The organism is Saccharopolyspora sp. NPDC050389 (assembly GCF_040655595.1).
GTDB lineage: Bacteria > Actinomycetota > Actinomycetes > Mycobacteriales > Pseudonocardiaceae > Saccharopolyspora.
In genome coordinates this window covers 142,328-162,322 of sequence record NZ_JBFAKG010000005.1, presented here as the reverse complement: position 1 = coordinate 162,322, position 19,995 = coordinate 142,328, and the positions used below count along the sequence as shown (strand labels likewise).

Sequence of the window (19,995 nt, the reverse complement as noted above, 5' to 3'; positions counted from 1 at the left end):
GCTCTACTTGCGGTGATCAAGGATGGGCTTGTGCGGCCGCGGCGTGCTCCGAGACCGCGTGGAGGTTGCCGAGCTCGTCCGGTAAGCACAGCGACTTCGGGTCTTCCGCGGCCATGAACTCGCCGAGGCAGCGGCCGAGCTGTGCGTGCCCGGCGGCGTTGGCGTGGAAGGACTCCTGCATCGCGTGCGCCGCGCGCTGCTCGTCCTTGAGGCTCGCCCAGTCGACCGTCAGCCTGGTGAACCACTCGCCGTCGGCGGTCCTCGGGTTCCCGGTGCACGCCTCGTGCCCGATGCCCGCCCGGGACAGGTCCAGGAACCGGGCGTTCGCCTGCTGCGCGACGTCCTGCAGCCCGGCGGACAGCTGCGGCACCCCGGTGTCCCGGATCCACTCCAGGTCACCGGTCAGGAACGGGCAGCCGGACAGGTCTTGCAGCTCGGGCTTGACGCCGGGGCCCACCGGCGAGGCGTAGGACTGCACGATCAGCGAGTAGCTGCTCGGCGTGTAGCCCGCGCTGTCCATCGCCGCCCGGATGTCGTTCAGCGCGCCCAGAACCTTCGGCTTCATCCGCTCCACCCGCTGCGGCCACGCGTTACGCAGCGGCGCCGCGCAACCTTCCGGCGTCTGCCGCACCCAGGCTTCCACGCACTGGTTGACGACCTCGGTGAAGCCCGGGTCGTCGTTGGCGCCGATCTGCACCACGACGTCGGTGATCCGGTACTGCTGCGCCAGCTCCGCGAGCCGCTGGGCCTGGGAGCCCTCGGCGTGGCCGGGATCCGGGTTCGCGCCGACCAGGTCGGTCCGCGCGCCGGAGCAGGCCAGGTTGATGCGGGTCACCTCGGGCGGGAGCCGGAGCTGGTTGATCGGCGCGGCCGCCGACCGGTGGCACCAGTTGTCCCGCTCGCCGTTGGTCCCGGCCTCGTACCGGCCGCCGCCCTCGCCGGACAGCGTGCTGTCGCCGAGGGTCACCACCGCGGCCGGGAGCTGCTTCGGCTGCAGCGGCAATCCCGGCAGGTACTGGTCGCTGATCAACACCGCGAGCGCCAGCACGGTGGTGACCAGCAGGAGGATTAGTGGTTTCGACTTGTGCGCCCGCATCGGGTGGAAGTCTATGGGGCCCGCGGCTGGGGGCGTTCATCACCTCTGCGGGCTTTGGGAGCATTTGCGGGGCCTCGTTCGTTGAACCGGGTGACTGCCACCGACAGGAGGTCTTCGCACCGTGCCGATCCTCGTTCTTCTCCTAGTTGCCGGTGTGGTCGAAATCGCCGTGCTGGTCGCCATCGGTCAGGCCATCGGGGTGCTGCCCACCATCGGCCTGCTGATCGCCGCCGCCGTGCTGGGGACCTGGCTGGTGCGCTGGCAGGGCCGCCGGACCCTGCAGGAGTTCCGCGAGGCCGCGCGCCAGCGCCGGCCTCCGGAGAAGGAGCTCACCGACGGCGTGCTCATCGCCGCCGCCGGAATCCTGATCATCATGCCCGGTTTCGTCAGCGACATCGCCGGGCTGCTGTGCCTGTTCCCGCCGACCCGCGCCCTGCTGCGCAACCGGATGCTGCGCGCGGCGGAGCGGCGGTCGAAGGCGATGCAGGACCAGATGTGGCTGCACACCCAGCAGGCCTACCGCCGACAGGGCGCGACCGCGCCCGGCGACGACGTCATCGACGGCGAGGTGGTTTCGGTCACGGAGGACGACGAGCCTGCCTCCGCCGGCCCGGAGTTGCTGCCGCCGCAACGGTCTGCGCAGGCAGACCGGTCGGACGAGAGCCCGCGCAGGTGATCGGGTCGGCGTGCCGTCGGCGGGTCCCGGGCGACGGGTAAGCTCGCCAGAACGATCGCGGCCGGGTTCGCCGGGGGCGTGCGACGACCCGCTTCGCCGATCTCGACCTGCGCAGTTGGAAACCCGGAACGGGGAAGCACGAAAGACATGTCCGAGACCACGTTGTTGCTCGGCGGGCGGATCTACTCGCCCGCCGACGCCGGTGCCACCGCGATGGCCGTGACCGATGGCACCATCGCGTGGGTCGGCGCCGACGAGGTCGGCCGTGCGCTGCATCCCGACGCCGAGGTCATCGACCTCGAAGGCGCGTTCGTGGCGCCTGCCTTCGTCGACGCGCACGTGCACGCGACCTCCACCGGCCTGCTGCTCAACGGCCTCGACCTGACCGGTTGCGCGTCGCTGACGGAATTCCTGCACGCCCTGCGGGATCACGTCGCCGAGTACCCGGGCACGCTGGTGTGGGGCCACGGCTGGGACGAGACGTGGTGGCCGGAGCGGCGGCCGCCGACGCGCGACGAGATCGACCGCGCCGCGGCGGGCGCGCCGGTGTACCTGTCCCGGATCGACGTGCACTCCGCTCTGGTTTCCACGGCACTGGTGGACCAGGCGCCGCTGACCCGCGACGCCGAAGGCTGGAGCGAGCGCGGCCCGCTGACGCGCGTCGCGCATCACCACGTGCGCCGTGCCGCGCGGGAAGCTCTCGGCGCCGAGCAGCGCAAAGAAGCGCAGCTGGCCTTCCTGCGGCACGCCGCTTCGCAGGGCGTGGCGTGCGTGCACGAATGTGGTGGGCCGGACATCTCCGGAGCCGATGACCTGGCCGACCTGCTGGCGCTTTCCGCGCAGGGCGGGGTGCCCGAGGTCGTCGGTTACTGGGGCGAGCTGGGCGCGGTGGAGCGGGCCCGCGAGCTCGGCGTCCGCGGCCTGGCCGGTGACCTGTTCGTCGACGGTGCGGTCGGTTCGCGCACCGCGGCGCTGCGCGAGCCCTACGTGGACGACCGGACGACGGCGGGCGTGCTCTACCTCGACGCGCACGCGGTGGCCGAGCACCTGGTGGAGTGCACGAAGGCCGGGATTCAGGCCGGATTCCACGTGATCGGCGACGCCGGGGTGGCCGAGGTCTGCGACGGCTTCCGCAAGGCGGCGGAGATCGTGGGCGGGCCCACGCTGGCGAGCCTGCGCCACCGTCTGGAACACCTGGAGATGGTCGACGAGCAGCAGGCCGCCGAGCTGGGCAGATTCGGCGTGGTGGCGTCCGTCCAGCCGTGCTTCGACGCCGCCTGGGGCGGCTCCGGTGACATGTACGCGCGCCGCCTCGGCGTCGAGCGCGGCACCCGGCTCAACCCGTTCTCGAAGCTCGCCGCCAGCGGCGTGCTGCTGGCTTTCGGCTCGGACGCGCCGGTGACGCCGGTCGATCCGTGGCGCGCGGTGCAGGCCGCGGTGCACCACCGCACCGCCGGTTTCGGCATCTCGCCGCGGGCGGCGTTCACGGCGCACACCAGGGGCGGCTGGCGGGCCGCCGGCGTCGACGACGGCGTCACGGGCACATTGGTGCCCGGCGCGCCCGCGACCTACGCGGTGTGGGATGCCGGAGAACTCGTTGTGGCGGCGCCGGATTCGCGCGTGCAGCGGTGGTCCACCGATCCGCGAGCGGGAGTGCCGGGCCTGCCCGATCTTTCCTCGAAAGCCCCGTTGCCGCGCTGCCTGCGCACGGTCCTGCGCGGCGAAACCATCTTCACCCGAGCCGCCGAGGACGACGAACTCGTCTGACGCGACCCGTGCGTGCTTTTTGCTGCTATGGAGCCTGTTTGAGAACTCGTTCCGTGCAGTCGTGCATCCCCGCTGGCTGGTGTGGAGCGAACGGCCTGTTCGCCTCGATAGACGAGGTAAACGGTCCGTTCGCTTCATCCCACCCGACGTTGGTGGGCACCGTTGGTGTGGAGCGAATGGGCCGTTCGTCCCGATAGACGAGGCGAGCAGGCCGTTCGCTCCACCACCCCGAACGCACAAGCCGCCCTACTGCAACCCCACCCAACAACATCCAAAACAGGCTCTATAGCGACTAAAAGTACACGCGGCTGCTTCCACCTGCGGCCGGGTCCGTTCGGCGTAGCGGGTTCGGGCTCGTGGCGGATGAGTTTTCCGGCGACGTCGTGCTTCCGTGGAGTGGAGGTGCTTCGCGCCGTCGGGAGGTGCGCCGGTGATCGCTCACGCGCTCAAAAGGCAGCTGCAGTCCGCTATTTCCCGCACCGAGCGCGCCGCCTCCGCGGTTCGCCCGCTGGCCGCGCCGCCGCCCGGCTCAGGGCTGAAGCCGGTGCTCGGCGACTACGGGCTGCCCGTCATCGGGCACACCATCAGCGTGCTGACCGATCTGCTGGAGGCCTCGCGCCGGCGCTACGCGGAGTTCGGTCCGGTGTCGTGGGGCGGGATGCTCGGCACCGAAGTCGTCACCGTGATGGGGCCGGACGCGGTCGAGGTCGTGGCGGCCAATCGCGAGAAGGCGTTCGGCAACGAGGGTTTCTACGACTACCTGATCGGCCCGTTCTTCCGCCGCGGCGTCATGCTCATGGACTTCGAGGAGCATCTGCACCACCGCCGGATCATGCAGCAGGCGTTCACCCGCGAACGCCTCGCCGGGTACCTCGACGCGATGACGCCGGCCATCGAGCGCGGCTTGGCGCGGTGGCGGCCGGGCGACCGGTTCCCGATGTACACCGCGGCGAAGCGGCTCACCCTCGACCAGGCCACCGAGGTCTTCGTCGGCGAACGCCCCGGCACCGACGCGGACCGGATCGGCAAGGCGTTCGTGGCGGCCGTGCACGGCGGTCAGGCGATCGTGCGCGCCGACGTGCCGGGCGGCACCTGGGCGCGAGGGCTGCGCGGGCGGCGAATGCTGGAGGATTACTTCCGGGATCGCATTCCGGCTAAGCGCGCCGGAACGGGCAGCGACCTGTTCAGCGTGCTGTGCCGGGCCGAGACCGAGGACGGCGAGCGGTATTCCGACGACGACATCGTCAACCACATGATCTTCGTGCTGATGGCGGCGCACGACACCAGCACGATCACGCTCGCGATGACGGCCTACTACCTCGGCAAGCATCCCGAGTGGCAGGACCGGCTCCGCGCCGAGGCCCGGGCGCTTGGAAAACCGGCCATCGACCGGCCGGATCCGGACGGGCTTCCGCTCCTGGACATGGTGCTGAAGGAGGCCATGCGGCTCAACGCGCCGGTGGGTGGGTTGTTCCGGCAGGCGGTCGAAGACACCGAGATACTCGGCCACTACATCCCGGCCGGCACCAGGGTGGTCGCCCAGCTGTACGCGACGCAGCGGATGCCGCAGTGGTGGCCCGACCCGGACGAGTTCGATCCCGAGCGCTTCGCCGAGCACCGCCGGGAGGACAAGGTGCACCGCTACGCGTGGGCGCCGTTCGGCGGCGGTGTGCACAAGTGCATCGGGATGCATTTCGGCGGCATGGAGCTCAAAGCGATCATGCACCAGCTGCTGCTGCGGTACCGGTGGAGCGTCCCGGCCGGCTACGAGCCGCGGATGCGCTACGGGACCGGCCCGATGCCGACCGACGGCCTGCCGATCCGCCTGGAACGCATCTCGTGATCCGCGGCGCCCGGGTTGCCGGGCCCCGCGTGCGCTCCGGTGTGCTCAGCAGGTGGGTTGCGTCGTGGGACTTGTAGTCTCGCCGGCATGAGGCGCACCTCCTTCGCACGGTGGCCGTGCTCGATCGCGCGGACGATGGATCTGCTGGGTGACTGGTGGACTCCGCTGGTGCTGCGCGAGGCGTTCTACGGGATCAAGCGGTTCGAGGAGTTCCAGCAGGAACTGGGCATCGCCCGGAACACGCTTTCGGAGCGGTTGCGGCGGCTGGTGGACGAAGGGCTGCTGGAGAAGCGGCAGTACGACAGCTTCCCGGCGCGCTACGACTACGTGCTGACCGAGAAGGGGCGCGATTTCTTCGGCGTCCTCGCCGCGATGTCGCGGTGGGGCGACAAGTGGCTCGCGGGCGAGGAAGGCCCGCCGGTGACCATGCACCACGACCGTTGCGGCCACGACTGCCACGCCGAGGTGGTGTGCTCGGTGTGCGGCGAGCAGTTGAAGTCCGCGGAGACGAGCAAGCGCCTGGGGCCGGGATATCCGCCCAAACTCGCCGAACGGCCGGACGTCCAGCGCCGGTTCGCGCGCTGAACCGAGTCGCCGGGTTGCGCGCCGATGATTCTTGACATGCGAGTCTTGTTAAGCAACTCTCGTGGTCAACGCCCTGCATGGGGCGAAGCGACGAGGAGGTCGGCCGGTGGAGTGGACGGGCGCGAGATATGCGGACGGACCGACGGTGGAGGTGCGGACCCGCATCGACGCCCCGCCGGGCCGGGTGTGGGAGCTGGTGTCCGACATCGAGCTGATGCCGCGGCTGAGCTCGGAGTTGCAGTCGGTGGAGTGGGCGGACGGGGCCACCGGCCCGGCGCTGGGCGCCAGGTTCGTCGGCCACAACGCGCACGATGCGCTCGGGGAGTGGTCGACGACCTCCCACATCGTCGAGTTCGAGCCGGCGCGGGTCTTCGCCTGGGCCGTGACGGATCCGGACACCCCGAGCGCGACCTGGCGGTTCACCGTCGAGCCCGCCGACGGCGGCGCGGTGCTGCGGCAGTGGGTGCGGCTGGGCCCCGGCCGCTCCGGGCTGTCGATGGCGATCGACCGGATGCCGGAGAAGGAGCAGAAGATCGTGTTCGTGCGGCTGCGGGAATTCGAGGCCGCCATCGCCGCGAACCTCGCCGCGATCAAGGAACTCGCCGAGGGCGAGGTGAACGCCTGATGCGCACGGCCACGTCGATCGAGGCATCCGGCGGCGCCAACTGGTCGGAGCCGGTCGAGTTCGCGGTGGAGGCGGAGAAGCTCGGCCTGGACATCGTCTGGGTCGCCGAGGCGTGGGGTTCCGACGCGCCGTCGACGCTGGGCTACCTGGCGGCGCGCACCGAACACCTGCTGCTCGGTTCCGGGATCATCCAGCTAGGCACCCGGACGCCGGTGGCCGTCGCGCAGGCGGCGATCACCCTGTCGCAGCTGTCGGAGGGCCGGTTCCTGCTGGGCCTGGGGCCGTCGGGTCCGCAGGTGATCGAGGGCCTGCACGGAGTGCCGTTCGCGAAGCCGATGGCCAGGATGCGCGAGACCGTGGAGATCATCCGGGCGGCGCTTTCCGGCGAGAAGATCTCCTACTCCGGCAGCAGGTTCCAGATCCCGCTGCCCGGCGGCGATGCGTTGCCGATGCGCCTGTCGGCGCGGGCGGAGCACGACATCCCGATCTACCTGGCGACGCTGTCGCCCGGGATGCTCCGGCTGACCGGCAGGATCGCCGACGGCTGGCTGGGCACCAGCTTCGTGCCAGAAGGCGCGGCCGATGCCTACTTCGCGCACCTGGACGCGGGCTTGGCCGAGGCCGGGCGGACCCGGGCCGATCTCGACGTCTGCCAGGGCGCGGAGGTCGCCTTCGCCGCCGACGCGGACGAACTGCGCGGGATGCTGGTCGACCGCAAGAAGAAGCTGGCCTTCTCCCTGGGCGGGATGGGCTCGGCCAGCACGAACTTCTACAACAACGCCTACAGCCGCCAGGGCTGGGCCGAGGTGGCGGCGCAGGTCCGGGAGCGGTGGCAGGCCGGTGACCGCGACGGCGCGGCGGCGCTGGTCACCGACGAGATGGTGCTCGGCACGACGCTGATCGGCACCGAGGAGATGGTCCGCGACCGGCTGCGCGTCTGGCAGGACGCCGGCGTGGACACCGTCCGGCTCTACCCGGCGGGCGAAACCCTCGACGAACGACTGGCCACGCTGGGCCGCGCGATCGACCTGGTCCGCGAGGTGGAATCGGCCGCCTGACAACGGTTTCGGCCATGCAAGCGCGTTCTTCCCGCGACAGCCTTCGAGGGGCGCCGGTGCGCGGCGCCCCTCGAAGGTTTTCCGGTGCGATCAGGTCGTGATCACGCCGAGGTCACTGACCCAAGTTGGTCCAGGCGCCCCAGAGGGCCCAGCTCGAGGGGCTGGACTCCTGTTGCGGCTGCTGCTGCTCCTGCGGCTGCTGCTCCTGCTGCGGCTGCTGCTGCTGTTGCTCCTGCTGGGGCTGCCAGAAGGGGGATTCGTCGGCGCTGGCGAGGCCCTGGGCGCCCAGCATGAGGCCGGTGGCCGCGGCGGCGGCGAGGACGAGCTTGGCAGTCGTGTGCATTTCTCATCTCCTACTGCTCGAAAAGGGGTGGTGCGACTGGGAACTTGCCTTGCCTGCCGGCATCCAGCAGGGCCTGCGCCCCCAATGTGTGTCACCCCCGGCCGCCGTGCTTCGGGCTGTGGTCGATCGTGCCCCGTTCGGGCTGCGTGCGGTGTCCCCCAGACGCTGAAGAGGTCGCGGTCGGGGCATCGCACCCCACTCCGCGTGAGTTGTCCAGTCCACTGAGGATGATTCGGCTTTCGCTCGTCGTGGCAGGTGAAAACTGTCGAAGCCGGTCGATCACCACTCCGCCAGGGAGCCGTCGGCGTTGCGCCACAACGGGTTTCGCCAGCGCTGGCCGATCTCCGCGGCTCGGCGCACCGCCGCCTCGTCGACCTCGATGCCCAGGCCCGGGCCGGTGAGCCGGTCGACGTGGCTGTCGCCGAAGTCGAAGACGCTCGCGTCGACGAGGTAGTCCAGCAGATCCGAGCCGGTGTTGTAGTGGATGCCGAGGCTCGTCTCCTGGATCAGCGCGTTCGGGCAGGCGAAGTCGATCTGCAGCGACGCCGCGAACGCGATCGGCCCCAGCGGGCAGTGCGGGGCCAGGGATACGCCGTGCGCCTCCGCCATCGCCGCGATCCGGCGGACCTCGGAGATCCCGCCCGCGTGCGACGGATCCGGCTGCGCGACCGCGATGCCGGAACCGAGCACGTCGCGGAAGTCCCACCGCGAGTACAGCCGTTCCCCGGTGGCGATCGGCACGGTGGTGGACGCGCAGATCCGCCCGAAGTCGGCGGTCAGTTCCGGCACGATCGGTTCTTCCACGAACAGCGGGTGCAGCGGTTCCAGCAGGCGGCAGGCCTCGCGGGCGAGCGCGGGGGAGACCCGGCCGTGGAAGTCGATGGCGATGTCGGCGCGGTCGCCGATCGCCTCGCGCACCGCGGCGACGCGCCCCACCAGGAGGTCGAGCTCGGCCTTGGACTCCAGCGCGCGCACCTTGCCGGTGCCGTTCATCTTGACCGCGTCGAAGCCCTCCTGCATGCGTTCCCGCGCGTGGTCGGCGACCCGGTCCGGCTCGTCGCCGGCGATCCACGAGTAGGTGCGGACGCGGTCGCGCACCGCGCCGCCGAGCAGCTCGTGGACGGGCACGCCGAGCGCCTTGCCCTTGATGTCCCAGAGCGCCTGGTCGATGCCGGCCACCGCGCTGGAGAGGATGGGCCCGCCCCGGTAGAAGCCGCCCCTGGTCATGACCTGCCAGTGGTCCTCGATGCGGAACGGATCCTGGCCGAGGAGGTAGTCGGAGAGCTCCTCGACGGCGGTGGCGACCGTCGCGGAGCGGCCCTCCACGACCGGCTCGCCCCAGCCGGTGATGCCCTCGTCGGTGCGCACGGCCAGGAACAGCCAGCGGGGCGCGACGGAAAAGGTCTCCAACGAAACGATCTTCATCGAACCGCCTTCCGGCAACCGCTGCGCGCGGTAGCTCTCCGTGTCCAAAACACCTGATGGCGTCGGGTGTGCGGGCCGAGCGCTACCACAACGACCTCGTGTTGCACAATGGTTAAGGCAGCGCCTGTCCGACCGCTGCGTTCTTGAGCCGCAACCACCATTCTCGGGGTGAGGATTGTGCCCAGTCACGCCACGTCCGGCAACGACGTCGTGCTTCACCGGCCGGTCGAGGGCCGACGTGCCTGCCCGGTCCCGAGCGACCGGATCGCGGTGCGCGGCCCGTGGGGAACCCGGCGGCCGCGGCGGCAGCTCGGCTCGACCGGCATCGTCACCGCCGACGTCGTCCGGATCTGACCCGGCACTAACGCCCCGGCCTGCGGAGCATCCTGGTCATCGCGTAGGCGATCACGCCGCCTATGGCGAATGCGATCGCTAGCACGAGCGCGGGCGTCGTGGCTCGGCGAGTGATTCGGGCCGCGCGGCTACCCGTGCGCGCAACGGCATCGCGGAGGGCCCGCTTCGACCGGGCTCGGAAGTGCGCGCGGTGCATGAGTTCGTCGAGCGTGTTGCTCAGTTCGTGGAGGGTCAGGTCGTGCTCGGCCCGGAGCCCGGCGCGTTCCTGCTCTCCTCGGTGACGTCCGGTCATCGCTTGAGCGCCTTGCCGAGATCGCGGTAGTCCTGCTTGATCGACTCCAGGGACTCCGGCAGCGCGGCCGAGCGCTTCAGCCGCGATCGGCCCAGCAGCGCCGCGACACCCGCGACCGCCAGCAGCGCGACCGCCACGACGAGGGCGGCGAGCCATGCCGGGAGCACGATGTCCAGCGCGAGCACCACGGTCGCGACGAGCGTGGCGCCGCCGAGCAGCCCCAGCACGCCTCCGACGCTGATCAGCGCCGCTCCCACGCCTGCCTGCTTGCCCTTGCTGCGCAGCTCGATCTGCGCCAGCCGCACCTCGGTGCGGACGAGGCGCGCGAGCTGGTCGCCGAGGTCGCGGATGAGTTGCGCGGTGGATCGTTGCGACAGGTCCGGCGCGTGCACGGGTTCGGTATGCATCGTTCGGCGTCCCTCCACACAACTTCGGGCGTGTTCCGGCAGTACCCGTTCCGCGTGGTGGTCATTCCTGCGTCACGGCTGGTGGTGGCCGTTTCCGCCGTGTTCCGGGACGGGGCGAGCCTGTTCGTGCAGAGTGCGGATGACGGTGTTCGCCGTGGCGACCAGCGGCACCGCCAGGACCGCGCCGCCGACGCCGGCGAGGGTGAAACCGGCGGTCACGCTGAGCACGACGGCCAGCGGGTGCAGCCGCACGGCGTGCCCGAGCAGCAGCGGCTGCAGCACGTGCCCCTCCAGCTGCATCACGCAGATGACCACGGCGAGCAGGATCAGCGCGGTGATCGCGCCGTTGGCGGCCAGCGCGACCAGCACCGCCAGGCCGCCGGTGACGACCGCGCCGATGTAGGGCACGAAGGCGCCGAGGAAGATCAGCACGGCGAGCACGAACGGCAGCGGCACGCCGAGCGCGGTGGCGCCGATGCCGATCATGGCGGCATCGATGAACGCCACCGTCGCGGTCGCGCGGACGTAGGCCCCGAGCGTGGTGAACCCGTCCCGGCCCGCGGTCCGCACCCGGAACCGGATCGTGCGCGGCATCGTGACGCGCACCAGGAACCGCCAGATCGAGTCGCCGTCGCGGAGGAAGAAGAACAAGGTGAACAGGCCGAGCAGCACGCCGGCGAGGAACCGCAGCAGGGTGCCGGTGGTCGCCAGCGCGGTCGTCGGCAGGCCGCCGCGGTCGATCCGCAGGGCCTCCGAAAGCTGTTGGAAGACCTGGTTGAGCTCCTGCTGGCTCAGGCTCAGCGGCCCGCGGATCAGCCAGGTGTGGATCTGCTCGAAGCTCGCCACCAGCTGCTCGCTCAGCCCGGCCAGCCCCGCGACCAGCGTGTTGATCACCACGGCCAGCACGGCGCCGAGCGCGGCGAGCCCGCCGATGAGCACCACGGTGGTCGCGAGCGTGCGGTTGAGGCCTCTGCGGACCAGCCAGCGCACCGCCGGCGACATCAACGCGGCCAGCAGCGCCGCCACCGCCACCGACATGACTTCGCCGTAGAGCAGGCTGAAAACCTGCCACAGCACCCAGGCAACGGCGACGAGCACCAGCAGCCGCCACCCCACGGCGGCGGCGATGCGCAGGCCGCGCGGAACCGACCCTGCGACACCGCCCCGCCCCGAACCGTCCACCTCCCGTGGTTGGCCCGCGGTGCTGATCAACAAACGTGCCGCGCGGCCGCGGTTGATCTCCACCTATAGAGGAGGGAATGCGTCCGCTTTCGGCGGGCGTGGCCGGTGCCGCGTTCGTACGGTCGGACCGGGTGTGCGCACCCGATCCGCGAAAACCGTTACCGAGGAGCAGAGATGGCACCCAAGCTTCCGAATCTGGAGGAAGCTCTGCGAACGAGCGTGGGGGAGACGGTGGAGGCGGGGAGCATCACGCTCACCGAGCTCGTCGGCCAGCTCCGGGTGGAGCCGGACCCGGCGAAGCTCAAGACCGGCGAGGACGTTCCGCTGTTCAACATCCGGTTCCCCGAGCACGGAAGCGGCCTCGGCGTCGGAGAAGCGACCAAGGCGCTCTTCGGCGCGCTCGCTTCCCTTGCTCCGGAGGAGCAGCACAGGAGGCTCGCGACGTTGTGCAACAGCATCATCGCGTCCGTGGCCACGTCGGTTCGCCCTTTCCCCAGCGCTGATCACGAGGAGAAGGGCGCGTCGTACGACGGCGAAGCCTTCAAGCTCCTCTCCGCGATCTACCAGGCGCTCACCTTCGAGGAAGCGCAGGCTCTGCGAAAGGCCTGAAGTGACCTGGTCGCGCGGCACCGAGTTCGCGAAACCGCGCGCCGGCGCGGATCGATCCGTGCCGGCGCAGTCGGATTCCGGGAGCCAGTCACGCGACGATGCTGAAAACCAGGGCCGCGATGCAGGCGGCGAGCATGCCGGTGCAGTTGAGGAACAGGTTCCGGCCGAAGTCCTTCATGCGGACGTGCGAAGCGAACGCGATCAGGAAGTACAGCACCAGGGCCGCGCAGGTCAGGATCGCCAGCGGGCGGAACCAGATGCCGATGATCAGACCCGCGGTGGCCGCGATCTTCAGCGCCGGGAGCAGCCACCAGTACTGCTCGGGGAAGCCGACGTCTTCGAGGCACTGGCGGATGAAGGCCATGGGCTTGATGCACATGATTGCATCGCCGAACTGGACGACGGCCAGCACGGCCAGCGGCCACCACGGTTCGATCATGTTCGCTCCCTGTTCGGTCGGGCGATTCGAGCTTTCGCCACTAGGACGGGGGAGCGCGCCGGGTTGTGACAGGCCCGGCTCTCAGGCGTTCGCGGCTCGCCATTTCGCGAGGTGGCCGTGGAGATCGCGCAGGGCCGCGTGCGAGCCGCGGTACGCCTCGTACAGGGGCGTCAGGCGGTCGGCGTCGGGTGCGGGAGCGAAGACGCGGTCCACCGCGACGGTGGTGGCGGCCGCGGTCTCGATGTCCGGGTAGGTGCCCGCGCCGACGGCGCCCAGCAGGGCCGCGCCGAGCACGGCGCTGTCGTGCACCCGCAGCCGTTCGATGGGGCGCTGGAGGATGTCCGCGTGGATCTGCGTCCACAGGTCGCTTCGCGCGCCGCCGCCGGAGAAGGTCAGGGACGGCAGCGGCATTCCGCACGCACGCTCCACCGCGTCGAGCACGTGCCGACCGGACATCGCCACGCCCTGCAGGACCGCGAGGGACATGTCGGCCGTCGAAGTCGCGGAGCTCAGCCCGAAGAAGCTGCCGCGCACGTCGGAATCCCACAGCGGGGCGCGCTCGCCCATCAGGTGCGGCGTGAAGATCACTCCCGGGGCGCCGGTCGCCGCGGCGGCGAGCACCTCCTCGGTGCTCAGGCCCGCGACTTCGCCCCACCAGCGCAGCGCGTCGCCCGCGGCCTGCGTCGGCCCCGCGTGCACGAAAAGCCCGTTCCGCGGCGGAAACGTGACGACTTCCCCGACGGGTACCGACTCGTGCGAGGCGCCCGCGACCACCAGCGACGTCCCGCACGACACCATGCCGCGCCCGGCCTCGGTCGTGCGGCTGCCGAAGACGGCGCTGAACGCGTCCATCGTCGCGACCGCGACCTCGGCGGCGCCCAGCGCGGGATCCGTCGCGCGCCCGACCGGAGTCTCGGGTTCGAGGATCTCCGGCAACTTCTCGGCGAGGCCGTCGACGACGCCGACGGCTTCCGGGAGGTATCCGGCGGAGCCGGCCACGCGGACTCCGGAGAGCTGGTCGGTCGCCAGCCTGCCGGTGAGCTTGGCGATCACGAAGTCCTTGGGGCTCAGCACCCACCGGGTGCGGGCCCACTTCGCCGGTTCGGCGCGCGCGAACCACTCCGCGCGGGCCCCGACGAACGACGCGTCGAGCACGATCGGCCCGCCCCAGACCCGGGTCTTCTCCTGCGGGGTGAACCGCGCGTCGAGCTCGCGGGCGATCTCGGCGCAGCGCTGGTCCTGCCAGATGATCGCCGGCGCCAGCGGGCGCAGCTGCTCGTCGACGAAGACGTGGGTGTTCACCTGGCTGACGACGCCGACGGACCGCACCGCGCTCGCCGGGAGTCCGGTGAGGACGGCGCGGATGCCGTCCTCACAACCGCGCCACCAGTCGAGCGGGTCCTGCTCGGCCCAGCCGGGCCGCGGCCGGGCGATCGGGTAGCCCGTGGTGTGCGCGGCGACCGGTGTCCCGTCCAAGCCGAAGGCGGCGACCTTGACGGCCGTCGTCCCGACGTCGATCCCCAGCATCAGCTCCGGTGCGCGCATGAGCAACAACTACCAGGAGCCCGCGCTGGCCGGTTCCGGCACTCGACGGTTATGAACTGCGATTTGAGGATTCTCGACCATCAAAGCCTGGTTTCTCCAGCTCGATCTCGGAAAAGCCTCAAAAGCAACTTCAATGAGAAACTTGAAGGACCGAGACCGGCGAAATCGAGGAGGCAGCCGGGTGGACGCCACCGCCATGACGCGATACATCGAGGAGACCTTCGACGGGGTCCGAGCCGTCGAGAACGCCGGGGACACGTTCTTCGTCCACGACCCGGACGGCGATCTCCCCGATGACCGCTGGATGCCGTTCGCGACGATCGTGACCGGCGACAACTACGACACGGTCTCCGACCTCGACCACCCGGGCGCCTACCGGATCAACATCGGCCTGACCAAGGACTCCTTCACGGCGAGGTTCGGGCCGGCGCCCACGGCCCGCGACGAGCGCGGCGTGCTCGCCACGGAATTCGACTACGCGGCGCGAGATCAGGTGCTGCCGCACCCGCATTACGCCTCCCAGTACTGGGTGTGCGTAGTGAACCCGGGGCCGGAAACCACCGGCGAGGTAAGGCGATTGCTCGACGAGGCGCACGACTTCGCGGCCCGCAAGCACGCGAACCAGAAGGCGCGCAAGGCCAAGTCCTGACCGGCGCGGAATTCGCTTGCTGCGGCGGCAATACTGATCGGCATGGGATCTGACCTGCTCGAAGTGCGTGTTCGAGGCGGACTGGACGCGGCGATGGCGGTCGGGCGAGTGCACGGGCTTCCGCTGGAGGATCTGCGGGTCCTCTCCAACCGGGGCAACCTGCTGGTGCACTTCGCGCCGGCGCCGGTCGTCGCACGGGTGGCCACGCTGACCGCGTGGACCCGCCGCGAACCCCTGGCCTGGTTGGCCCGGGAAGTCGCCGTCGCGGGCTTCGCCGCGCGGCGGGGCGCCGCGGTGATCCCGCCCGCCGAGCTGGTCGATCCCGGCCCGCACCGGCACAACGGTTTCGGGGTGAGCCTGTGGGCGTACCGGCCGTGCTCCCCGCAGCGCCCGGACGCGGCGGTGCTGGGAGAGTCGTTGGCGCGATTGCACCTCGCGCTGGACGACTATCCCGGCACGCTGCCGTTCCTGACCCCGGTCCGCGATCAGATCGAGGACGGGCTCGCCGCCCTGGAACGTGAAAACGTTCTGGAACCGGGCGAAGTCGGTGTCCTGCGCGCCAGGCACGAGGCGGTGAAGGCGGAACTGGATGACTTCGGTGGTTCGAACGCCGTGCTGCACGGCGATTCCCACGCGGGCAACCTGCTGCTCACCGACGGCGCCTGGTGGTGGACGGATCTCGAGGAAACCTGCGTGGGGCCGCGGGAATGGGACCTCGCCGTCATGATCGACAGCGTCGGCATCGACGCGACCGCCGCCCTGCGCGCTTATGCCACGACGGCCGGGGAGCCCGAGCGCACGCGCGCGGAGCTGGCTCCGTTCCTGCGGGCGCGGGAGCTGGAGGCCGCGGTGTGGGCGGCGGGCATGGCGCACCAGCACCCCGCCCGCTACCGCGACCTCGCGCGCGAGATTCTCGCCCGTGTGACGCGGCCGTGATCGCCGGTTCAGGTGGTTTCGGCTGCTGATCCGGTGAGGTGGAGCTTGCGCTGCACGCGTTGGTAGTAGGTGGTGCGGCCGAGCCGCACCACCCGGGCGGCGGCCGGTTCGACCGTGATGTCGAGGGCCGTGCCCGCCGATCGGTGCGCGACGAGCTGTCCGTCCACCTCCACGCCGAGCTCGCTGCTCGTGGGCAGGATGCGCAGCGCGAGTTTCTCCCTGTGCGACAGGAAGAGCGCGCGGTTGAAGACCGAGTGCGGTGCCACCGGCGTGACCAGCAGGCCCTCGACGTCGGGTGAGACGATCGGGCCGCCGGCCGAGAAGCTGTAGGCGGTCGAGCCGGTGGGCGTGGCGACGACGACGGCGTCCGCGGCGTAGCTGACGAAGGGATGCCCCTCGACCTGCACCTCGACCAGGGCCATGCCGTGGCCGGGCACTCGCACCAGCGCGACGTCGTTGAACGCGACGACCTCGCGGTCCGCGGTGCTGATCCGCAGCCCGGAGCGGGTCTCGACGGTGAACCGGTCCTCGTCGATGGCGCACAGCGCCTCATCCAGTTCGGGCACGTCGATCTCGGCGAGGAAGCCCAGCCGCCCGAGGTTCACGCCGAGCACCGGGATCTGGTGTTCGCAGCCGAGCCGCAGCGCCCGGAGCATGGTGCCGTCGCCGCCGAGGCTGACTAGCAGGTTTGCGCGCCGGGCCAGCTGCGCGGGCGGCAGGGCAGTGATCGGCCGGTCGAAGCCGGCGACTTCCGCCGGCGTGCCGAGCACTTCGATGTCCCTGGAGCGCGCCCAGGTCGCGATCGTCTCGATCACCTCGGGGCGGTGCCGCGCGGGGTGCAGCACCAGGCCGACCGCCTCGATCAGTCCCATCGTCAGCCGCCTTTCGGTCCGGGAGAAGGCATCCACTGCGGAGGCGGCGGCGGTGCCCGTCGGTCCACTGTGGCGTGTTGCCCGCTCGTCGGGTGCTCGATGCCGATGCGTCCGTCACTGGACCGGATGGTTTGCGGCCGGTTCCCCCGGCGGCGCCCGACATCCGGGGCGGCGGAATGCGATCATCGAATCGTTCCACCACAACGATTCGCCGGAAGCCGGCCGGCCGCAAGCGGCACCGGACCGGACGTTCCCGCCGACCTTCGAGGCATTCCCCGGCAACGAACCGGGTGGCATGCCGCAGCCGCAACGGCCCAATCGCCCTGATCGCCATTCCGAGCCGGCCGCTCGCCGCGCAGAAACACACGGAGGTCTCAGATGACTTCGCGACTCTATCCCGCAACACCGGTACCGCAGGCCCGCGCCGCGGCCGGCCCGCGAACCGCCTCGCCGCGCTTCGTGCACCTGGTGGGCTCGCTGCCGAGCGGCCTCGACTCCGACCTGCATACGCGGATGCGGTGGGTGCTCGACCACACCACCGGTGCTCGGTTGAGCGCGGTGCCGTGCGACGTCGATCCGCGCTGGATCGTCGACTTCCTGATGTCGCGGGCGCAGGTGCCCGCGCTCGAGATGGTGCGGTCCGGCGAATGCGAAAGCTACGCGGACATGCCGGTCTACCGGGTGCGGCGGGGACACCGGCTCACGGTCGAGGACGTCGAACTGGGCCGCCTGGCGGAGGTCTCCCCGGCGGTCGCTTCCTGGCGGGAGCTGGGCGCCGGTTTCGGGCCGCTGCCGCCGGTGCAGGTCAGCGTGCCGTCGCCGCTGGATCTCGCGCTGTTCACGCTGGGCGCTTCGGCTCGGGCGCTGCGGTACTTCCCGGTGTTCGAGCGGATGATCTCCGCCGAGGTGGCCGCCATCACGCACCGCCACGGGCCGGACGAGGTGGCGCTCCAGCTGGAATCCCCGGCGGTTCTCTACGCCCTGCATCGCGTGCCGGAGCCGGCGCGGCCGGTGATCGCGCACCTGCTGGCGTTCCAGCTCGCGCGCGTGATCGTTTCGGCGCCGAGCAGCACGCGGTGGACGCTGCACCTCTGCCACGGCGATCTCGGGCACGTGTCGCTGTTCGGCCCGGAGGACCTCGCGCCGGCGGTTCTGGTGATCAACGCGCTGGCCGCGCGCCTGCGGGCCTTCGGCCGCCGGATGCCGGCCGTCCACATCCCGATGGCCCACGGCGACCAGCCTCCGCTGGTGGACGTCACCTCCTACGCCCCGCTCCGCGGGCTCGTTCGCGGTATCGATGTGATCGCCGGATGCGTGGACGAGCGGCAACCCGAGTTGTCGGCGAAGGCGCTGTCGCTCGCGGAGGCCACGCTCGGCCAGCGCGTCGCCGGAGTCGCGGCCGCCTGCGGGCACGGTCGGCGCACTCCCGCCGAGGCGGTGCAGAACCTCGAACTGGCAGCGCAGATCGCGGGCAGCTGATCGTCCGGCGGGAACCCGCGCTGCTGCCGGATCGTTCGCGCTGTGTGGACTCGGTGGAAGCAGCGCTGTTGTGGACCATTCCGGGCAGCGTGCTCTTGGTGGTGGCGGTCGGGGGATACGAGCTGCTGCAGAAGCGGCGCCGGAAGCGCGCCGGAACTCCGTTGTCCGGCGCGTACGTCGACGAGGTCACGGCCTTCCTCTACGGAACGAAGCGGATGGAGCTGGACCACCGGGACTCGATGTCGATGATGCGGGACGAAGAGGCCCAGGGCGCTCCGCCGGGCCAGGACGTCGATCTGGATCGCGGGATCGTGATCCTGCGGCGCGATGTTCCGGGTGCCGGCCCGGGCGAGCGCGCGTAGCCCGCCGGGCCGCACCGGCCTCGCGGTGGGATGAATCGTGTTGCCGGGCAAGGGTTCTGATGGTCATTCGGGCAGGTCGTCGCGGCTGCGCCCGATGCGCAGGTGCAGGACGCGACGTCCGGTGTCGCCCGTTTCCGGTTCGTCGCGGTGCCGGTTGCGGCCCGCCTCGTAGGCGAGTAAGCCCACGGCCGTGCCGAATGCCAGCGTCAGCAGTACCTGCACCAGCATCGGTGCATTCGCGGCCGCGCTGAGCGTCGCGGAGATCGTGCCGATGTTCCCGGTGAACGTCAGGACGACCACCGCCCTCCGCCTCTGATCGGTCTTTCGGCCGTCCCGCCGGGAGAGCCGCGGCAGACCTCGGTGCATCTTCGCCCCTTTCCTGCGCGGCGCCGCCGGTCCGAATCCGTGGCGCCGCTGTTCGAGTTCGTTCAGGAAGGGGGCGAAGCGTCAGCGCAGCGCGGACAGCTCCTTCGCCGCCCGGGCGAAGCGGTTGCAGTCGGAGCACAGGTCGACGGCCCACCGCTGCGGCAGCAGGCCCTGCGAGACCAGGTCGGCGAGCCCGGCCCGGAGGGCCGCGTCGGGAGCGATGGGCTGGCGGCGGAGGGCGGCGACCAGGACGGCGACGACGCGGGCGTCGAATTCCGCGGTGTCGGTGCCGTCCTGCTCGGGTAGCTGGTGCGTTCCGTCGCCGCACTCCGGGGCGGCGATCGGCTTGTCGGTGCGTCGCGGTCTGCGGCCCATCGGTCGCTCGATGTAGCGCTCCCACCAGGTCACCTTCTCCGGCTCCGCGGTGGTGCCGGCGTTGACCCGGGTGCCGGAGCGGCAGTGCCGCTCGACGACGGTGACGCCGGCCGCGACCCGCGCGCGGTAGTGCTCCGCCGCGCCGCCGAACTCGGCGGCGCAGCGGGTGGCGAGCCTGCGGAGCAGGGCTTCCTGGCTGTCCAGCGGGGCCATCACGCCCGCCTCGTCCGCCAGGTACTCCAGCAGGGCGCGGTGGAATTCGTCGGGCAGGCCCAGCGCCATCGCCGACTTGCGGAGCCGGTCGACCCGGGCCTGCGCGCCGACCTCGGTCCGGCGCCGCCGGATCCAGTCGTGCACGGCCTTCTTGCGCACGTGCACGCGCGCGGCGCCCAGCGGGTTCCCGAGCCGGCCCGCTCGGTCGGCCAGGTGCCGGTGGCATTCCACGAGCATGTCGATGAGGAGATCGCGGCAGGCGCAGTCGCCGTCCAGCAGGATCGTGCCGATCAACTCCCGGTTCGGGGTGGAAGCGCTGATTCGCAGGTCACAGCGGGTATTGGGCCGGGCACGGTGGATCGCCGCGCGGCTCGCGCGCGTCTCGTGCCAGATCACCTCCAACAGCTCGGGCATGCCGACCGCCTGCTGCGGCCGGTCGCCGGTGGGGCGAAGACCTGGAAGCACTGTCGTCATGGCGCGAAATTTTACGAGAACGC

General features: G+C 71.0%; 23 protein-coding genes. 12 read left to right on the top strand and 11 right to left on the bottom strand.

What is annotated here, in order from left to right; translation table 11 throughout:
• Nucleotides 1-16: 16 nt before the first annotated feature.
• Nucleotides 17-1,096, bottom strand: a complete 1,080-nt coding sequence (locus AB0I53_RS05135; protein ID WP_358596673.1) for a GDSL-type esterase/lipase family protein — start codon at nucleotides 1,094-1,096, stop codon at nucleotides 17-19.
• 121 nt (nucleotides 1,097-1,217) lie between these two features.
• Here AB0I53_RS05135 and AB0I53_RS05130 point away from each other — a divergent pair, with 121 nt between their 5' ends.
• The 6 genes from AB0I53_RS05130 (at nucleotide 1,218) to AB0I53_RS05105 (ending at nucleotide 7,650) form a co-directional block, all read left to right on the top strand.
• Nucleotides 1,218-1,772: an FxsA family protein gene (locus AB0I53_RS05130; protein ID WP_358596670.1), complete on the top strand. Its 555-nt coding sequence runs from the start codon at nucleotides 1,218-1,220 to the stop codon at nucleotides 1,770-1,772.
• A gap of 147 nt (nucleotides 1,773-1,919) precedes the next feature.
• Nucleotides 1,920-3,539, top strand: coding sequence for an amidohydrolase (locus AB0I53_RS05125; protein ID WP_358596667.1), 1,620 nt, complete (start codon nucleotides 1,920-1,922; stop codon nucleotides 3,537-3,539).
• 430 nt (nucleotides 3,540-3,969) lie between these two features.
• Nucleotides 3,970-5,382 carry a cytochrome P450 gene (locus AB0I53_RS05120; RefSeq protein WP_358596664.1) on the top strand — a complete coding sequence of 471 codons (1,413 nt, stop codon included), beginning with the start codon at nucleotides 3,970-3,972 and terminating at the stop codon, nucleotides 5,380-5,382.
• 87 nt (nucleotides 5,383-5,469) lie between these two features.
• Nucleotides 5,470-5,967 carry a helix-turn-helix domain-containing protein gene (locus AB0I53_RS05115; protein ID WP_358596661.1) on the top strand — a complete coding sequence of 166 codons (498 nt, stop codon included), beginning with the start codon at nucleotides 5,470-5,472 and terminating at the stop codon, nucleotides 5,965-5,967.
• Between the two features lie 106 nt (nucleotides 5,968-6,073).
• Entirely contained in the window at nucleotides 6,074-6,592 is a 519-nt protein-coding gene (locus tag AB0I53_RS05110; RefSeq protein ID WP_358596658.1) for an SRPBCC family protein, read from the top strand.
• Nucleotides 6,592-7,650 carry an LLM class flavin-dependent oxidoreductase gene (locus AB0I53_RS05105; RefSeq protein WP_358596655.1) on the top strand — a complete coding sequence of 353 codons (1,059 nt, stop codon included), beginning with the start codon at nucleotides 6,592-6,594 and terminating at the stop codon, nucleotides 7,648-7,650. The genes AB0I53_RS05110 and AB0I53_RS05105 overlap by 1 nt, the downstream gene beginning before the upstream one ends.
• Nucleotides 7,651-7,762: 112 nt before the next feature.
• Here AB0I53_RS05105 and AB0I53_RS05100 read toward each other — a convergent pair whose 3' ends face one another.
• On the bottom strand, nucleotides 7,763-7,993 hold the full coding sequence (locus AB0I53_RS05100; RefSeq protein WP_358596652.1) for a hypothetical protein: 231 nt from the start codon (nucleotides 7,991-7,993) through the stop codon (nucleotides 7,763-7,765).
• A gap of 279 nt (nucleotides 7,994-8,272) precedes the next feature.
• A complete protein-coding gene (dgoD, locus tag AB0I53_RS05095; protein WP_358596649.1) occupies nucleotides 8,273-9,418 on the bottom strand; it encodes a galactonate dehydratase in 1,146 nt (381 codons plus the stop codon).
• 168 nt (nucleotides 9,419-9,586) lie between these two features.
• On the opposite strand from dgoD, the gene AB0I53_RS05090 reads away from it, so the two are divergent.
• Nucleotides 9,587-9,772, top strand: coding sequence for a hypothetical protein (locus AB0I53_RS05090; protein WP_358499564.1), 186 nt, complete (start codon nucleotides 9,587-9,589; stop codon nucleotides 9,770-9,772).
• Nucleotides 9,773-9,779: 7 nt separating this feature from the next.
• On the opposite strand, the gene AB0I53_RS05085 is transcribed toward AB0I53_RS05090, so the two are convergent.
• The 3 genes from AB0I53_RS05085 to AB0I53_RS05075 form a co-directional block, all read right to left on the bottom strand.
• Entirely contained in the window at nucleotides 9,780-10,064 is a 285-nt protein-coding gene (locus tag AB0I53_RS05085) for a hypothetical protein (RefSeq protein WP_358596647.1), read from the bottom strand.
• On the bottom strand, nucleotides 10,061-10,471 hold the full coding sequence (locus tag AB0I53_RS05080; protein WP_358596644.1) for a phage holin family protein: 411 nt from the start codon (nucleotides 10,469-10,471) through the stop codon (nucleotides 10,061-10,063). Before AB0I53_RS05080 ends, AB0I53_RS05085 begins: the two co-directional genes overlap by 4 nt.
• A gap of 72 nt (nucleotides 10,472-10,543) precedes the next feature.
• Nucleotides 10,544-11,716, bottom strand: coding sequence for an AI-2E family transporter (locus AB0I53_RS05075; protein WP_358596641.1), 1,173 nt, complete (start codon nucleotides 11,714-11,716; stop codon nucleotides 10,544-10,546).
• Between the two features lie 111 nt (nucleotides 11,717-11,827).
• Between AB0I53_RS05075 and AB0I53_RS05070 the strand changes: the two genes are divergently transcribed.
• Nucleotides 11,828-12,262 carry a hypothetical protein gene (locus tag AB0I53_RS05070; protein ID WP_358596638.1) on the top strand — a complete coding sequence of 145 codons (435 nt, stop codon included), beginning with the start codon at nucleotides 11,828-11,830 and terminating at the stop codon, nucleotides 12,260-12,262.
• Nucleotides 12,263-12,350: 88 nt separating this feature from the next.
• Here the strand turns inward: AB0I53_RS05070 and AB0I53_RS05065 are convergent, their stop codons facing one another.
• On the bottom strand, nucleotides 12,351-12,701 hold the full coding sequence (locus AB0I53_RS05065) for a DoxX family protein (protein WP_358596635.1): 351 nt from the start codon (nucleotides 12,699-12,701) through the stop codon (nucleotides 12,351-12,353).
• A gap of 81 nt (nucleotides 12,702-12,782) precedes the next feature.
• Nucleotides 12,783-14,246, bottom strand: coding sequence for an FGGY-family carbohydrate kinase (locus AB0I53_RS05060; RefSeq protein WP_358596632.1), 1,464 nt, complete (start codon nucleotides 14,244-14,246; stop codon nucleotides 12,783-12,785).
• A gap of 181 nt (nucleotides 14,247-14,427) precedes the next feature.
• Between AB0I53_RS05060 and AB0I53_RS05055 the strand changes: the two genes are divergently transcribed.
• Together AB0I53_RS05055 and AB0I53_RS05050 are read left to right on the top strand one after the other, a co-directional pair.
• On the top strand, nucleotides 14,428-14,895 hold the full coding sequence (locus AB0I53_RS05055; RefSeq protein ID WP_358596629.1) for a DUF6194 family protein: 468 nt from the start codon (nucleotides 14,428-14,430) through the stop codon (nucleotides 14,893-14,895).
• 42 nt (nucleotides 14,896-14,937) lie between these two features.
• Nucleotides 14,938-15,831, top strand: a complete 894-nt coding sequence (locus AB0I53_RS05050) for a phosphotransferase (protein WP_358596626.1) — start codon at nucleotides 14,938-14,940, stop codon at nucleotides 15,829-15,831.
• An 8-nt stretch (nucleotides 15,832-15,839) separates the two neighbouring features.
• Here the strand turns inward: AB0I53_RS05050 and AB0I53_RS05045 are convergent, their stop codons facing one another.
• Entirely contained in the window at nucleotides 15,840-16,703 is an 864-nt protein-coding gene (locus AB0I53_RS05045) for an NAD(+)/NADH kinase (protein WP_358596623.1), read from the bottom strand.
• 378 nt (nucleotides 16,704-17,081) lie between these two features.
• Between AB0I53_RS05045 and AB0I53_RS05040 the strand changes: the two genes are divergently transcribed.
• Entirely contained in the window at nucleotides 17,082-18,182 is a 1,101-nt protein-coding gene (locus AB0I53_RS05040) for a hypothetical protein (RefSeq protein ID WP_358596620.1), read from the top strand.
• Nucleotides 18,183-18,226: 44 nt separating this feature from the next.
• A complete protein-coding gene (locus AB0I53_RS05035) occupies nucleotides 18,227-18,544 on the top strand; it encodes a DUF6191 domain-containing protein (RefSeq protein ID WP_358596617.1) in 318 nt (105 codons plus the stop codon).
• 63 nt (nucleotides 18,545-18,607) lie between these two features.
• Here the strand turns inward: AB0I53_RS05035 and AB0I53_RS05030 are convergent, their stop codons facing one another.
• Nucleotides 18,608-18,844 carry a hypothetical protein gene (locus AB0I53_RS05030; protein WP_358596614.1) on the bottom strand — a complete coding sequence of 79 codons (237 nt, stop codon included), beginning with the start codon at nucleotides 18,842-18,844 and terminating at the stop codon, nucleotides 18,608-18,610.
• 147 nt (nucleotides 18,845-18,991) lie between these two features.
• On the bottom strand, nucleotides 18,992-19,972 hold the full coding sequence (locus AB0I53_RS05025) for a hypothetical protein (RefSeq protein WP_358596611.1): 981 nt from the start codon (nucleotides 19,970-19,972) through the stop codon (nucleotides 18,992-18,994).
• Nucleotides 19,973-19,995 lie beyond the last annotated feature (23 nt).